The organism is Agarivorans sp. DSG3-1 (genome assembly GCF_046774965.1).
Classification (GTDB): Bacteria; Pseudomonadota; Gammaproteobacteria; order Enterobacterales; family Celerinatantimonadaceae; genus Agarivorans.
Map to the genome: position 1 here is coordinate 3,737,279 of NZ_CP177241.1, position 14,193 is coordinate 3,751,471.

Annotated in this window: 12 protein-coding genes and 1 pseudogene; 2 read left to right on the top strand and 11 right to left on the bottom strand. The window is 44.2% G+C overall.

Annotation, left to right across the window (positions count from 1 at the left end):
- The first annotated feature begins 23 nt into the window (after positions 1-23).
- Both ACLD71_RS17355 and ACLD71_RS17360 read left to right on the top strand, forming a co-directional pair.
- Positions 24-3,131, top strand: coding sequence for an RICIN domain-containing protein (locus ACLD71_RS17355; RefSeq protein WP_411991481.1), 3,108 nt, complete (start codon positions 24-26; stop codon positions 3,129-3,131).
- A gap of 185 nt (positions 3,132-3,316) precedes the next feature.
- Positions 3,317-4,546, top strand: coding sequence for an MFS transporter (locus ACLD71_RS17360; protein WP_411991482.1), 1,230 nt, complete (start codon positions 3,317-3,319; stop codon positions 4,544-4,546).
- 115 nt (positions 4,547-4,661) lie between these two features.
- Here the strand turns inward: ACLD71_RS17360 and ACLD71_RS17365 are convergent, their stop codons facing one another.
- The 11 genes and pseudogenes from ACLD71_RS17365 to ACLD71_RS17415 form a co-directional block, all read right to left on the bottom strand.
- The gene (locus ACLD71_RS17365; protein WP_411991483.1) at positions 4,662-5,048 is read right to left on the bottom strand and encodes a VOC family protein; all 387 of its coding nucleotides are present in this window, start codon (positions 5,046-5,048) and stop codon (positions 4,662-4,664) included.
- Between the two features lie 224 nt (positions 5,049-5,272).
- Positions 5,273-5,611 carry a thioredoxin family protein gene (locus tag ACLD71_RS17370; protein ID WP_411991484.1) on the bottom strand — a complete coding sequence of 113 codons (339 nt, stop codon included), beginning with the start codon at positions 5,609-5,611 and terminating at the stop codon, positions 5,273-5,275.
- Positions 5,612-5,681: 70 nt separating this feature from the next.
- A complete protein-coding gene (locus ACLD71_RS17375; RefSeq protein ID WP_411991485.1) occupies positions 5,682-6,269 on the bottom strand; it encodes an esterase/lipase family protein in 588 nt (195 codons plus the stop codon).
- 379 nt (positions 6,270-6,648) lie between these two features.
- Positions 6,649-7,245, bottom strand: coding sequence for a 2-hydroxychromene-2-carboxylate isomerase (locus ACLD71_RS17380; protein ID WP_411991486.1), 597 nt, complete (start codon positions 7,243-7,245; stop codon positions 6,649-6,651).
- A 399-nt stretch (positions 7,246-7,644) separates the two neighbouring features.
- Positions 7,645-8,070, bottom strand: coding sequence for an N-acetyltransferase (locus tag ACLD71_RS17385; RefSeq protein WP_411991487.1), 426 nt, complete (start codon positions 8,068-8,070; stop codon positions 7,645-7,647).
- A gap of 364 nt (positions 8,071-8,434) precedes the next feature.
- The gene (locus ACLD71_RS17390) at positions 8,435-9,427 is read right to left on the bottom strand and encodes a transposase (RefSeq protein ID WP_411991488.1); all 993 of its coding nucleotides are present in this window, start codon (positions 9,425-9,427) and stop codon (positions 8,435-8,437) included.
- Positions 9,428-9,500: 73 nt separating this feature from the next.
- Entirely contained in the window at positions 9,501-9,728 is a 228-nt protein-coding gene (locus tag ACLD71_RS17395) for a hypothetical protein (protein ID WP_411991489.1), read from the bottom strand.
- Positions 9,729-9,890: 162 nt separating this feature from the next.
- Positions 9,891-10,592, bottom strand: a complete 702-nt coding sequence (locus tag ACLD71_RS17400) for a transposase (RefSeq protein WP_411991490.1) — start codon at positions 10,590-10,592, stop codon at positions 9,891-9,893.
- A 68-nt stretch (positions 10,593-10,660) separates the two neighbouring features.
- A pseudogene (locus tag ACLD71_RS17405) lies at positions 10,661-10,987 on the bottom strand (transposase); the annotation flags it as partial.
- 100 nt (positions 10,988-11,087) lie between these two features.
- Positions 11,088-12,368 carry a DUF4157 domain-containing protein gene (locus tag ACLD71_RS17410; RefSeq protein WP_411991491.1) on the bottom strand — a complete coding sequence of 427 codons (1,281 nt, stop codon included), beginning with the start codon at positions 12,366-12,368 and terminating at the stop codon, positions 11,088-11,090.
- 123 nt (positions 12,369-12,491) lie between these two features.
- Entirely contained in the window at positions 12,492-14,162 is a 1,671-nt protein-coding gene (locus ACLD71_RS17415) for a hypothetical protein (RefSeq protein ID WP_411991492.1), read from the bottom strand.
- Positions 14,163-14,193: the final 31 nt, after the last annotated feature.

Here is a 14,193-nt window from a genome sequence, read left to right on the forward strand (position 1 = left end):
CGACTAAAAGGATAACTAAACCAATGAAAACGTTTAGCTTTACCACTTGCCACTCAGCCTTAGTAAAACTAAGTACAAGCAGTTTACTGGCGCTTACCCTTAGTGTACCTGCCGCCAATGCCTGGCAATGGGGCGATGCGACCAACGACAACAGCTATCAGCAGCTTAAGTCGCAAGCACAAACCGCACGCAGTCTACTAATTCAAACCATCAATCAAGCCGAGCAGCAAGGCCTTAACACCGACTACGCCAATGTATCCAAAGTGGTCATCGATCTATTTCTTAGATACGCAGAATTTGACCGGAAAAATCCGCAAGTTATTCAAGCCAAAATAGACGCTATTTGGTGGAACGAGTTCATCCCTAGCAACTATGCGCAAAACATTCCCTTTGAAGAGTTAAAAGACAGTATCACTGTAGCTGAGCGTGCTGTAGAAGAGCTGCAAGCCCAAATGAACGGCAGCTTAGTATTACAAACCCCTTACGACTTTAGCTCTGGGCCAGTTGTTCTCAAAGGTGACAAGTTCACTATTAATGACCAAGCCGTTTATCCTAGTAGCTTTAATTGGCTACCTAGTGAAGACAATTACATTGATGCCTTTGGCCGAATTGGTGGCGATTACTACCCAGTAGCAGAACTAAAAGAAAGCGGCGGCTTACACAGTTGGTCGGTTAGCGGCGCAGTAGAAGAACTGCAAAAACAAAACAGTAAGTACATGGATCCCAAAGTCTTTTTCTTGGGTTATAACGCCAGCACTTGGCAAAAAAATGCCGCGCCAGAAGCCTTTGAAACTGGCCGACACTTTGTGCCCTTCGATATAGACAACAGCAGCATTCGCAGTTGGTATCAACAACTCATGCAGCACTATATTCCTGGCACCAAAGATCAAGCTGGTCAAGGCACAAGAATTCACTTATTAGCTAACGAACCACACTTTGCTACCCGCGAGGGCGGCTGGTTAGCCGACAACGGGGTATCTGCCACCACCAAACAAAAATACCAAGATTGGCTACAACAAAAATACAGTAGCATTAGCGATTTAAACCAAAGCTATGGCACCCAATATAGCAACTTTACGCAAGCTAAAAACGGCTTAGTGTTGCCAATTGCTAAATCCCTACAAGGTGGCCCCATTTGGTACGATTGGTGCAAATTTAACATGGCGCGTGTTACCGAGTGGTTCAGTTTCTTAAAACGCAACGTTCAGCAGCACGATCCTCAAGCCAAAGTCACCATTAAAATACTGGGCTGGATCATGAGTTCAGAATGGCGAGACCATGGCATCGACATTGAAGCACTGGCCAAGCTGCAAGATGTAATGGGCTCAGATTTTAGTATGGGCCCAAGAGATTTAGTGAACTTTAAAAACAAAGAATTTGAATTTAGAGAGCGCTACAGCATTGAATGGGTAGAGCAATCTCGAGGCTTAGACTTTTATCGCAGCATAGCCCCTAACAAACCATTCTATGATTCTGAGTGGCACGGTTTATCGGCCGAATGGCAACACTTTGACATGGAACCCAACTACGTGCGCTCAAGCCTTTGGTTAGCCCACACCCATGGTATGAAAATGAATACCGCTTGGGTATGGGGCCGCAAAGACGACGGTGATCCAAGCAGCGTAAACTCAATATTTGTGTCAGAGCCAACCACCCAACCCCTCGTGATGGATGCCTACGGCCGTACCATGAAAGAGCTAAACGCTCATACCGACAGTTTCAACCAACTGGTCGATTACGACACAACATTCCGTATTTTCTATTCTGAAGATTCAGCCATTCAAGACGGCAGCTACATTGGCAAACTAACCAAGGTGTACGAAGCACTTAAAATGTTGAATGTAGATGTAGGATTCACTACCGCGTCAGAGTTAAGCAACGTAGGCGCGAACAACGTGATCATTATTCCGCCCACACCCTATTTAAGTTATTGGGAATATAAAGCGCTGCAAGATAACGCTGCTGAAAAAATACTGATCGATCGTCAAGCGTCCTTTGTTAAGAACCAAAACGGCAAGCAACGTAATCAACCACAAATGCCCTCTTATGCCGATATTACCTTTAGTGGCGTATATGACATGGCAGACGAACTCGCTAGCAACGTTAACGCTTTAGCTAAGCAGCGAGTGGTAGATTTCCAAATAACCGATATGCAAGACCAAGCGACTTATGGAGTGTTTGTTCGCCAAGCAACCGACAACAACGGCGACACTACCCTGTCCATCATTAACGTGAGTAAAGACAAGCGTAAACTGCGTTTAGAGCTTCCTAATAAAGTAAAAGATTTAGTGACTGGCAATATGTTATCTCAAGATTTTGAGTTAGCGCCTTATGATGTTTATCTGGTAAAAACCAGCCAACAAGCCTCCGCTGATAACAGCTTAGGCAGCATAACCGTTCCAGCAACCATCAATGCTGGGCAGCAACTATCTGTCGGTGTTAATTACTCGGCAAACGCCCAACAAAACCTAGAACTGCACTTGGTCAGTCGTACCACCTGGGCATCCGTGGCAAAACAACAAAAAGTGGTTTACTCAGCAAGCAATAAAAACACGTGGTTTGGTTTTGAGGTGCCTAGCGATATCAACAGTGGCGACTACGAGTTTAGAGCCATGTTAATACCTGAAGGCCAAACCTGGCGCGAGGCACATGACATACTCAACCAACGGGTGGTGGTTAACGAAAACCAAAACGGTAGTGCCATTCCAAGCGATTGGACCAATCTAGAACTCGCCCACAGTGGACGCTGTTTCGACTTAACCGGTGGCAACACCGCTAACGGCACCGGTTATCAACAATGGGATTGTAATACGTCCAACCTAAATCAACGTTTTAAGTTTGTTCCTGTCAGCGATGGGTGGTACCTCATTCAATCTCAACGAAGCGATAAGTGCGTTGATTTAGACAATGGGTCAACCGCCGATGGAGCGAAGGTGCAACAATGGAGCTGTATGCCAAACAACCAAAACCAACATTGGAAGATAAACCCGAAAGACAATGGCAGGTTTGAGTTAATCGCTCGAAAAAGTAATAAATGTATCGATGCCGAAGGTAAAGCCACCACGAATGGAACACCGCTAGTACAGTGGTCTTGTTACAACGGAGATAATCAGCAATTTACTTTTAAATAACCGTAAATACATCAAGCTTCCTGCAGGGAAGCTTGATGTTACAACATCCGCTTCACAACTATATTGATATAACTAATCACTTCTAATGACAGAGTAAAACAAATATTAAACAAAGGCTTAGTAAATATGTATTACAAATTAAGCGATTTGATGTAAAATCTATTCTTTATCTTGCCTATGCTGTCATGCCACGTTTTACACCATCTACATTAATTACGCTGTTGGGCGTATTTTTAGTTGCCCTTAATTTACGCGCACCGTTTACCAGCTTAGCGCCGGTATTAGAGCAAGTGATGGAAAGCTTATCGCTAACGGCTTCACAGGCTGGGTTTATTACAGCCCTACCCTTAATCTCTTTAGCCGTATTCTCCTCAATGGCGCCTAAGCTCTCCCATCGCATAGGTTTAGAGAAAGCGCTGGTAGTATCTTTAATCTGTATAGCAATTGGCATAGCGGTTCGTTCATTGGGCAATGTATCACCACTTTATTTAGGCACGGTGATCCTGGGTGCCGGTATTGCCTTTGGTAATGTATTGTTGCCCGCAGTAGTGAAAAAGTTTTTCCCTGAGCGAATTTCCGAAGTCTCATCGCTATACATTTTTGTTATGGGTGTAGGCTCTACATTGGCTGCAAGCTTAATGGTACCCTTATCTCATCAAGCACCTGCCCAGTTATTTGGTTGGCAGTTTTCGCTGGCTTTTACTCTCATTTTTCCAATTGCAGCACTAATGTTTTGGTTACCAAGCTTATCTGCTCAGTCAAAATCCAAGCAACACCAAAGCGAAAAAGACGCAACAGAGCACACGCCGCTGTCCTCTCTTTTACGCTCGCCAGTGGCTTGGTTTGTAACCTTAGCGCTAGGTATTAACTCGTTCACCTTTTATGCTTTTGCCGGGTGGCTGCCTAAAATCCTTAACGACGTTGGCTACAGCGAATTAGATGCTGGCTATATTTACGGTTTTTTGCAGTTTTCTACCATGGTGCCTGGCTTAGCACTCATGCCTATTCTGGCAAGAGTACGCAACCATGCCTTGCTTATAGGCCTGTGTGCTTCTGGCGTTGTATTCAGTTTACTTGGCACGATAGTGGCGCCTAATTTGGCCATTATGTGGGTGGGGTTATTTGGTTTAAGTAACTGCTCTACCTTTATTATTGCGCTAAGTTTTATCGGCCATAAAACCTCTAATACTCAGCAAGCGGCTGCTTTGTCGGGCATGTCTCAAAGCATTGGTTACGCGCTAGCAGCTACTGGCCCATCGCTAATTGGTTTTATTCATACAAGCAGTGGCAACTGGCAATGGCCAATTATTACCATCGCCCTATTTGCGTTGGTGTGTACGGTATTTTCAGTACTTGCCGCTAAAGGGAAAAGACTAAAGTTCAACAGTAAGGGAAAGGAAAACCCTAACACTTAGCCCTTCTTGATCACCTACCGCTTAACAACTCAAGCGACTAAAGGAAGTTAGGCAGAGGTAATTACAACAAAACCAGTGGCTAGCATGGCTGGTTTTGTTGTTTTAAAGCGGCAAATTATTCATCAGGTATAAAATGCGTTGCGCATATTTTGTTGCCGTCTGGGTCACGTAAGTAAGCCAAGTAAAGCTGGCGCGGCACTTTACCTCTCACCCCCGGCGGATCTTCAATCGCTGTTCCGCCGTGTGCTAACCCTACGCGATGCCACTCATTTATAATCTCTGGACTACTGGCAATAAAGCCAACGGTCATGCCGTTGCCGACACTGGCGGCTTCACCATCTATAGGTTTAGTGAGGCCCAACACTCCAGACACGGTGGCATACATACAACGCCCTTTGGGGTCTATCACGCCTTTGTTGTATCCGAGTACCAACATAATTTCATCATAAAACGCTTTCGAACGTGTCAGATCATTGGCACCAATCATCACGTGACTAAACATAACTTATCCTTAAGGTTAAACGTCTACTGCTTATCAAGTTAAAACAGTAACAACTCCACAAATAGAACGATATTGCGATTACAGCGAGCCGCCTAAAAATCACTAAATGAGGTTTGAGCCTCACTGGCTAAACAGTAAAGCTTAGTGCTTCTTAACTATATGCCGCTCTCCCGCCATATTTGGCGAATTAAGCATCCAGTACTGATAAGGCCAGCGGGTAAAATTTAGGCCTTTATATTTGCCAATAAAGCGATTACTTCTTCAGTTTCTACCGGCCTCACTATACGCGCCACTTCTTTGCCAGACTCAAGCAAAATTAAAGTTGGCCAAAGCTTTACCTTAAACGATCGACCTAAGCGCTTTCCCTTACCGTCAAACACTTTTATGTGTGGTATACCGGCCTTAGATAACACCGATTCAACAGCAAGTGCAGCCGCTTTACAGTGGCCACACCACGTTGCGCCGAATTCAAGTATTGCGTAGCCGCTAAGCTCAGCCACCTCTTCAATGCTGGGGGCGTCTTCTTGGTATTCAGGGTTAAAACCTGTGTGGCTTGCTTTCATGCTATTTTCCTATGCGATTACAAAATAATTAACGCGACTCAGCGCTTTTAGTAAGCTAAGCCCTTTTGGGTTAATGTTCAAATTCACCCGTTTTTAAAAACAGCTTCACTTGTTTTATTACGTCATCATTTTTCATCATAAAGGTGTGAGTAACCGGCATAACAACATGGTCTGTCATGCCCTCAACTTTTGTTCGCTCAACGGAAACCTTTCCATCATCAGGGTTGGGTAGCATTAACGAGAGAAAGGGATTAAAGGTAGAACTGCCCGCGATAATGCCAACGGGATAAGTCACCGGGCCAATAGAGTTTGGCAAGCTGTCATCTTCTGTCCCGAGTTGCATGCCAGCAGGGCCATTAACCAACTCAAAACCTGGTACATTTTTAAGCCTATCAACAACCTCACTGCCCTTATTTGGAGGCCCTAACATCACCACGCGGCCAAGCTCAGTTAATCTGTTCTTACTCAAAAACCTGCGCAATACAATGCCGCCAAGCGAATGAGTAACAAAATTTACCGGTTTAGCACTACCACATGCTTCTAATGCTTTAGTAACGTGTAACTCGGATATTGCTTCAATATCTAGGCGAGTAGATGGATAATCATAGTTAGAAACAATATACCCTTCTTCCTCTAGCGCTTTAGCAAGTTTACCCATAGAACTCTCTGAGCGGGCCATTCCATGAAGTAAAACCACGCACTCGTCGGCCAACACAGAGTTACTTGAAATCAACAACAAAACTGCGATAACCACAGTCTTTGTTATGCCGAATTTTAAACTTTCCAGTTGCTTAGTCATGAGCAGAAAATGGGACAATTGTTGTTTGATATTAAAATACCGAGTCATTGATGTTTAAACGGAGACAAAGTCACCTAATCTGATTGGCAAACAAAGCGCGATAGGGATTGTTTCCAGGCATTTTAATTTGACTCTGACCCCTATTATTTGACCCCTTTTATTATTTTGTCGTCTCGCTGTTGTGTAGATTTCATTTTTAACCTTGTAATTTCGCCCAAAGTAACGGAAAGCTTAATCCTTAGATATCGGCTTCAACGGCCCACTTAATCGCTCTTTCTAAGCGGTCATTTCCCCAAAAAAGCTCGCTACCGACATAAAAAGAAGGCGCACCAAAAATTCCACGCTCAATCGCCTGTTCGGTTTGTTCTCTCAGCATGAACTTAGCCTCTTCAGTCACCGCTTCCCTCATCACTAAGGATACATCTGCTCCAACAGCACCAAGACAAGGTTCGATAACGCTTGGAGATGAGATATCTTGGTTATGCTCAAAATTAGCAGAGTAAACTAACCTTACGAATTTTGGGACCCAAGGTGCATCAGAAAATCTAGTTGTAACGCGGGCTGCTAGCAATCCATTTTGCGGGAATGTTTTGGGGCGACTAAACGGAAGATTGGAATCGCGACAAATTCTCGCCATATCTTTCCACATGTATTCACCTTTAGCGGGATAGACATTAAAAGGTGAATCATTCATACCCTGCTTATTGAAGACTGCACCCAACAGAAAAGGCCGCCACACAATACTTACATTGTTATCGGCCGCCAAAGACTCAATACGCATTGCCGCAGGATAGGAGTATGTACTAGCATAATCAAACCAAAACTCAATGCTCACTAAGCACTCCTCTAGAGGCTAATGCCTTGTTATGCCTATGACTTAAGCGAAAACTATTTATTGTTTTCTTTATCCGACAGATACTTAGTAATCAATTGAGGAATATGTAGCCCTGTCTTACGAACAAGATACCAATCTATAGCAGCCAGAATAACCAAACCTATAATCATTCCCATTTTCAATTCTCCATGTACTTTGAAATGTAAATCTATCAAATAGTTAAGAAAAACACTTTGAGCCTAAATACACTATTGATATTTGGTCTGGGTAATTACTTTTATTCTGTTACGCCGCGTTAAGTTTTGAGCAAGGGCACCACTGAACCTAACCTATTGCGTCATAAACACTAGAATTAGAACTAAAGCCGCCAAGCGCTGGAAATCTACTTTAAACGCTTTGTTATGTGTTCATACTCATAGCGTACTCGGCACAACCAGTATGCTCACAAATGTGCTCATTATCTATCTTGAAGCCCTGTGATAGATAGAATCTATAGGTTGCTTCATTGTCTTTATAAACATTTAAGGTTAACGCTGAAAATTGCTCTTTAGCATGAGCCATCAGCTGCTTACCAATACCTTCCCCTTGGTGTTCTGGAGACACAAAGTTTGCTGCCAACAAATTCTCGTATAAGGAGTAGAAGCCAATAACTTTTGATTCGTTTTCAAATACGTAAGTCTTTGATGCTGGTATATAGATATCGCGCATACTCGTAACTTGCGATTCCCAGAACTCTGCGGCTACAAAGTCGTGAGCTTTCACTGAAGCTTGTAACCAAATATCTAAAACTGGGTTTATGTCTGTTGATGTGTATTTTCTAATCATTTTTATTATTTCAATCGTTCGTTAAATCCAAAATATAGATGAGATTATGACGACTTTTGGATTCAAAGAATTGAATATTTACGACACGTTTAGAGCCAATTTTGCCTCGAAAACATAACGGTCAAAAAATGGGCAAGTGCAGCGCCTCCGCCTAACTAAACAAAAAACTATCTAAACAAGACACCCTTTTAGAAAACCAACAACAACACCCTTTCGTGACACTTAACTTAGTCTAAAGCTAAAAACCTCCAAGCAAGTTAACACTATAAGCTTAAGTGCTTGGATCAACTCAGCTCTAATCATAAACTAGGCGAACTAAGGCCTCAGCATGGCTGATGATTCGATAAAAAACGAATGAAGAAAATTAAGCACTGCTTAGCAAGCAGCGACTTAGACCTAAACCTGTGGTGCGCTTATGGCCGAGGTGTTGGTAGTATTTCCGTAATAAGCGCTCTTTACCCACCGCGCCTGAAAAGTGCTGTTCAAACTCGCAACTTAAACTAAGCCATTGCTCTGCAGCTATGCCTAAGCGTTGCATAATGGGGCTAGCCTTTAGGCTTAGGTGGCCTCGTTTGTCTTCTCGAACAATACGGCCAGTGCTATCAACCAATTCCAAATAATGGTGCAGCTGAAAAGGTAAGCCTTGTGGCATGGTGTTTCTGGGATTACCCACAAAGGGAAACAGCGCTTTAGGTTGGGCTTTTTTTTGCTGTACGGCTTTCGCTCTTAACTTAACACTGGTGTGTTTAGAGGATTCGGGCGTTGTGTCCATTTTCGCCCTAACGGGGTTTAAATCAACATAAGCCATACAGGCCATTAGGGCTGCTTCATCGAGCAAAGCTTGGGATTTAAAGCGCCCCTCCCAAAACCTTCCCGTGCATTGGTCTTCTTTATTGGCTTCTCTAGCAATATGTTCATTGAGTTGGCGCATAAACCAACTTAAGTCATAGAGACGTTGGCGGTAAACTTCGGCACTATCGTTAACACACTGGAGTTGGCTTGCATCTAGTTGGCTACGCCGCTCTGGGTTTACATACATTTGGGTTAGTAAGGTGCCCTTGTGCAAACTATGCCAGCGCTCAAGGACTTCTTGTATAGACCAAGCCTTGGCGTGCTGTTGATTCACATGCAGTACGATATGCGTGTGATTGCTCATGACCGCATAAGCGCACACATCAATGGCAAACACCTGTGCCAGATTTAGTAAATAGTCTTCTACCCATTGGCGGCGATGCGCATAGCTCTTGCCTGTTTGCTTATCCTCACCGCACAAATACGCCCGACGTACGCAGCGGGAAACACAGTGGTAATAAGGCGTATCATCCAAACTTACTTGCGATTTTCTAGGCTGAGGCATAACAACAACTCCACGCTAAAACGTTACTTAAGCGTAGAAGAGTGACGAATATTTCGCCATAATTATGGGTGTCTTATTTAATTTTCCTCAATACTTCGATACAACACTCTTCGTCACACTTCATGGAAATAAACCCTTTTTCTTGCAAGTCTTGTAAAAGTAACATGTCTATGTCAGACAGCTCTCCTCCAAATAATTTTTCTAAGTTCTCGTTGCTCCAGTAAATATACCCTTCGGTATAGAAGCGTTTTAGTCCTGAGATAACTCTTACTTTCTTAGGGTGATTTACTTCACTGAACATCTTCGATCCCTTTACCTTTCAAGTCGGTTATAACGTCAACTTTTATTTCTTGGTTAGTTATCACCTGTGTTGCTCCACCTTGTCCAAAATTAGGAAAATCTATTGTGAATAAAAGAAATAAAAGGGGTCAAAATAAAAGGGGTCAGAGTCACTTTATTTAACTTAATCGACATGCTTTCGCCACCCTTCTCGCCTACCGCGCATACCTTCTGTTACCCGTAGACCCGTTAGCGTTTCTATTTCCTGTTTAAACTGTTCACTACCTAATGCCAAGCCTTTATGCGTTGCTTGGCGAATATCATTGAGTAGCTTTCCTTCTATATGAGTGGCAAACAAAGCGCGATAAGCACTTTGCCGCGCAGCAGGCAAGCGACCTAAACGCATATATAGCTCATGCTCACTCAGCAAGCTGCTACGTTTTCCTAGTGCATTACACTGGTAACTAGACCAAGAGTAATCGGCTGGGTCTTTAACCATGCTCGCGCGCACAGGGTTTAGCTCTATGTATCTGCTTACCTGCATGAAATACGCTTCACTCTCGATTAAGCAAGACTTAAAACGCCCCTCCCACAAGGTACCAGTGCGCTGGTAGCGACGATTAAAATACAACACATACATCCGCCCTAGCGACTGCATCATTGTTGAAATGCCCGTTGCTGTTGAAGGTGTGCAGAGTAGATGGACGTGATTAGTCATTAATACCCAAGCATGAATAGCCACTTGATACTGCTTGGTATATTGCTTTAACCAAGCAACATAGGCTTGCATATCTTCGTCGTTAGCAAAAATAATTTGGCGATTATTGCCACGCTGAATGATGTGCTCCACCACACCGGGATAAGAAACACGAAGTTTTCGCGCCATTCTATTACCTAAAGCAAGATGTTTAGCTCAGTGTAGGCAATATAAAGTGACTCTGACCCCTTTTATTCTTTGATTAAGCAAGACTTAAAACGCCCCTCCCACAAGGTACCAGTGCGCTGGTAGCGACGATTAAAATACAACACATACATCCGCCCTAGCGACTGCATCATTGTTGAAATGCCCGTTGCTGTTGAAGGTGTGCAGAGTAGATGGACGTGATTAGTCATTAATACCCAAGCATGAATAGCCACTTGATACTGCTTGGCATATTGCTTTAACCAAGCAACATAGGCTTGCATATCTTCGTCGTTAGCAAAAATAATTTGGCGATTATTGCCGCGCTGAATGATGTGCTCCACCACACCGGGATAAGAAACACGAAGTTTTCGCGCCATTCTATTACCTAAAGCAAGATGTTTAGCTCAGTGTAGGCAATATAAAGTGACTCTGACCCCTTTTATTCTTTTATTCTTAATTTTTTTAATTATTGTTGATTTATAGTTTACTGTTTCCCTCATGATCAACCACTCTCAACTTTTTCGTATTGCCGTTGAATTCTAGTCGCGCGTCGCCTCGTCCGCCGCGCTGGTTTTGGAAGTTGGTTATGTCCATGGTGAAAATGTGAGTTTTACCTGTATAAAGATGCCCATGGTGGGCTTTTCGATTGCCGCCATTCACTGTATCAAGTATTGATATGACCTTTAGCCTGTCTTCAGGTGAGAGAAGATCATTTTTCTCGAGATCGGATATGTCCCACTTCTTTCCAAACAATAGGTGTGGTTGGCTCTTAGTCTCTTGCTTTTTGTCCGGGGTGGGGTCAGTTATTGTGGCTTTATCTTCTGTCTTTAACTCCCGCAATCTTCTTTTGCTTAGACTATATGTCTTGACTTGGAGTTCTCCAAATTCCTCAACAAGCATGGCGCGAATTTTCTCATCATTTTCATTACGATGATTCCATATTTTTACTCGTGCCGATCGTTCATCCAGTTTTGGATACCGTTTTTGGTCTGTACTTGAACTTTGCCTCTGCAATGCCCTACCCCCCATCACATCCGCTTCTCGCTCCAACCCCTCATCATCATTTACATTCACTCCACCCTTCATCTGCAATGTCGGCCTCACCCGCCCCTGCTTTTGCTGAACCACATGCCAAGCCTCATGCGGTAAATGCTTCTCCTGCCCCGCACCTAAGTGAATATCACTGCCCTGCGCATAAGCATGCGCCTGTAACTGCGCTGGCTTGCTAGAGTTATAATGTACCTTCACATCGTCCATACTCATGCCAGATAAATTCTCGATGCCGGTTTTCAGCGTATCGGGTAAGCCAGTGTTGTTTTCCTGTTTTGGTTTTTCTCTTAACTGAGTAGGGCTTGTTAAAGCCGGTTCTTTTTTTGTATCAGCGAGCGGCTCGGTTTTTAACTGTGTGGTTGGTACGTTTTCTAACAACGACGTTTCTGGTGCTTGCTGCTGCACTGCCCCATTACCATTATTCAAACCACTTTGAATGCCTGCTACTCGTTTTTGCTGCGCATGCATACGCGAGCTGTTATGAATGTGATTGGCAACGCTTTGAATCTTTTGTTGCTGTGGGCTGCTGTTTGCCATCGCTTGAAATTGAGCCAGCTTTTTACTTTGGGGCGATTGTAACGCGAAACCTAGCTCACTCGCTTTTTTACCGGCGCTGCCACCAACTTGTTCGGCAGAAGCGTGCTGTTGCGTTGGTTGGTTCTGTTGTTGCGCGTTTGGTTGCGGTTGCTTTATTTTTGCTTCCTTCATACTTTCACCTTAGCCGTGTTTTTCATTTCAGTGAGTCGGTGTATTGATTTCCCAGCACGGGACATTTCATTTTTAAAAGCTTTGGTTCGCTTTTCTGTTTGGAGGAAGCATAGGTTTCCAATTTCAACCATCCGGCTCAAGTTCAACCTCACTTTTAACCTCACTCTCAAACGCGATATCAACCTCAAGTTCAAACTCATCGATCAAGGCAACCAATGCTTGCAACGCTTCTTCGTTTGGGTTTGCCTTTAGCAAATGCTTAACATTACCCGCGGCTGCCTTCACCTCACCGGTTAAGCATTGGCACAAGGCAATCTTGTAAAGACCGTCTCCGGTTGTGCCGTAGATGTTGATTGATTGTTCAAAGTATAAAATCGCCTCATTGAAAAAGTGCAACGTCATCAATACGTTGCCAAGGTCGTCGGCGAAGTCGTCGGCTTCGGCCAGGGGGTAGTAGGTATCCCACAATTTAGGGATCAGCCGTAGCAGGTTCCAACGTTCGTTGTCGCTGATGGTTGGTAAAATTTCAAATAGCCGTGGCAGCATTTGTACAAATATGCGTGCGTCGCAACCACTGAGGCGGGTAACCGCGAGAATGTCTCGGTAATTTGCAGTTTCAAAAGAAGGTTCTACCAGTTTCTTTAAACTGAAATAATCGTCGGGGCCATAGTCGGCTACGAAACGCTCATAGGCATTACGAGTTTCTATAAAACTATGGGCGTCTGGTAAAAACAATAGGCAACCGAGGTCGAGGCTGGCTTGTTGGTGCAATGGGAACAAGGCTAAACCACCTTTATTGGTGCACACCTGTTGTAAGGCGTGGTAGTTCACCGTGAGTGAAAAACTGCCGTGGGTGACCAGCCCCGGTGCAGGGTTATGGTCTAGGTTACTGAGGTGGTGTTCGCCTTTGTCGGCGGTGAGTAACACTAAGCCCTGTTGCGATAAATTTTGCAGGCGAGTAAGGCAACGCAAACCGATGTGGGGTAATAGTACGTGGCTGTCGCTGAGTGTTTCGCGGTAGGTTTCCAGCAGACGGTTTAATTCAGGTTCATCTTCATAGGCCAGTTCGGTGTCGCTAATGGGGTGGTAAGCATACTCTAGGTGTAAGGTGTCTATTTTCTGCGCGGCGCTTCCTTCTTGGTCTGAGTTTTCTGTTTCGGTTTTTTGTTCTTTGTTTGCCTCTTGAGCAACGTTGGTTTCGCTGTGCAAGCTCAGCAAGGTATGGCTGAGCGTGCCGTTTTCAACTTTAAACAGATCTTGCGGGATGGTATCTAAAAAGTAATTACCGACGGCGAGGATCGGTTGCACCAGGCTGTTAGGTTGAATCTGCTTATTTGAGTATTGCAGGTTTAGGTTGGTGGTGGACTCGACATCGTACAAGCAGTAGTCGAGCCAGCCTTTGTCATAATAAGGTTGCAAGCGTGGGTGGCCGCGCCAAAAATCTAAATTGGTTTCGGTAAAGTCACTGAGGACATAACAAAACGGTGGTAAGGGCATGGCGCTGTTATTGTAGAATTTTTCGAAGTGTTTAAAAAAGTGGTAACACAAACGGCCGTGGCCAGCGCCGAGTTCTAATAAATACACCGGCTCTTCGGTGTGGCCTTTTAGGCTTAAATCCCGTAACAGGGCTAGCACCAGCTCAGCGTAGGTTTTGCCCATGACCGGGTTGCTGGTGATGTAGTGCGGTACTTCACCGCTGCGCCAGGCATTAATGCCAGCTTGGTTAAAGTAGTCGCGTTGTAATTGCCATATTCTGCTGCGGGAAAACAAGGTTGCTTGCTCTATGCAATGCATGTCGGCTGATTATCCTTACCTGGGTAGCAGA

What these genes read in the sequence shown, in the direction of transcription:
- ACLD71_RS17355 (WP_411991481.1), top strand. Translation starts at nt 24, where the DNA reads ATGAAAACGTTTAGCTTTACCACTTGCCACTCAGCCTTAGTAAAACTA.
- ACLD71_RS17360 (WP_411991482.1), top strand. Translation starts at nt 3,317, where the DNA reads ATGCCACGTTTTACACCATCTACATTAATTACGCTGTTGGGCGTATTT.
- ACLD71_RS17365 (WP_411991483.1), bottom strand. Translation starts at nt 5,048, where the DNA reads ATGTTTAGTCACGTGATGATTGGTGCCAATGATCTGACACGTTCGAAA.
- ACLD71_RS17370 (WP_411991484.1), bottom strand. Translation starts at nt 5,611, where the DNA reads ATGAAAGCAAGCCACACAGGTTTTAACCCTGAATACCAAGAAGACGCC.
- ACLD71_RS17375 (WP_411991485.1), bottom strand. Translation starts at nt 6,269, where the DNA reads ATGGGTAAACTTGCTAAAGCGCTAGAGGAAGAAGGGTATATTGTTTCT.
- ACLD71_RS17385 (WP_411991487.1), bottom strand. Translation starts at nt 8,070, where the DNA reads ATGATTAGAAAATACACATCAACAGACATAAACCCAGTTTTAGATATT.
- ACLD71_RS17390 (WP_411991488.1), bottom strand. Translation starts at nt 9,427, where the DNA reads ATGCCTCAGCCTAGAAAATCGCAAGTAAGTTTGGATGATACGCCTTAT.
- ACLD71_RS17395 (WP_411991489.1), bottom strand. Translation starts at nt 9,728, where the DNA reads ATGTTCAGTGAAGTAAATCACCCTAAGAAAGTAAGAGTTATCTCAGGA.
- ACLD71_RS17400 (WP_411991490.1), bottom strand. Translation starts at nt 10,592, where the DNA reads ATGGCGCGAAAACTTCGTGTTTCTTATCCCGGTGTGGTGGAGCACATC.
- ACLD71_RS17410 (WP_411991491.1), bottom strand. Translation starts at nt 12,368, where the DNA reads ATGAAGGAAGCAAAAATAAAGCAACCGCAACCAAACGCGCAACAACAG.
- ACLD71_RS17415 (WP_411991492.1), bottom strand. Translation starts at nt 14,162, where the DNA reads ATGCATTGCATAGAGCAAGCAACCTTGTTTTCCCGCAGCAGAATATGG.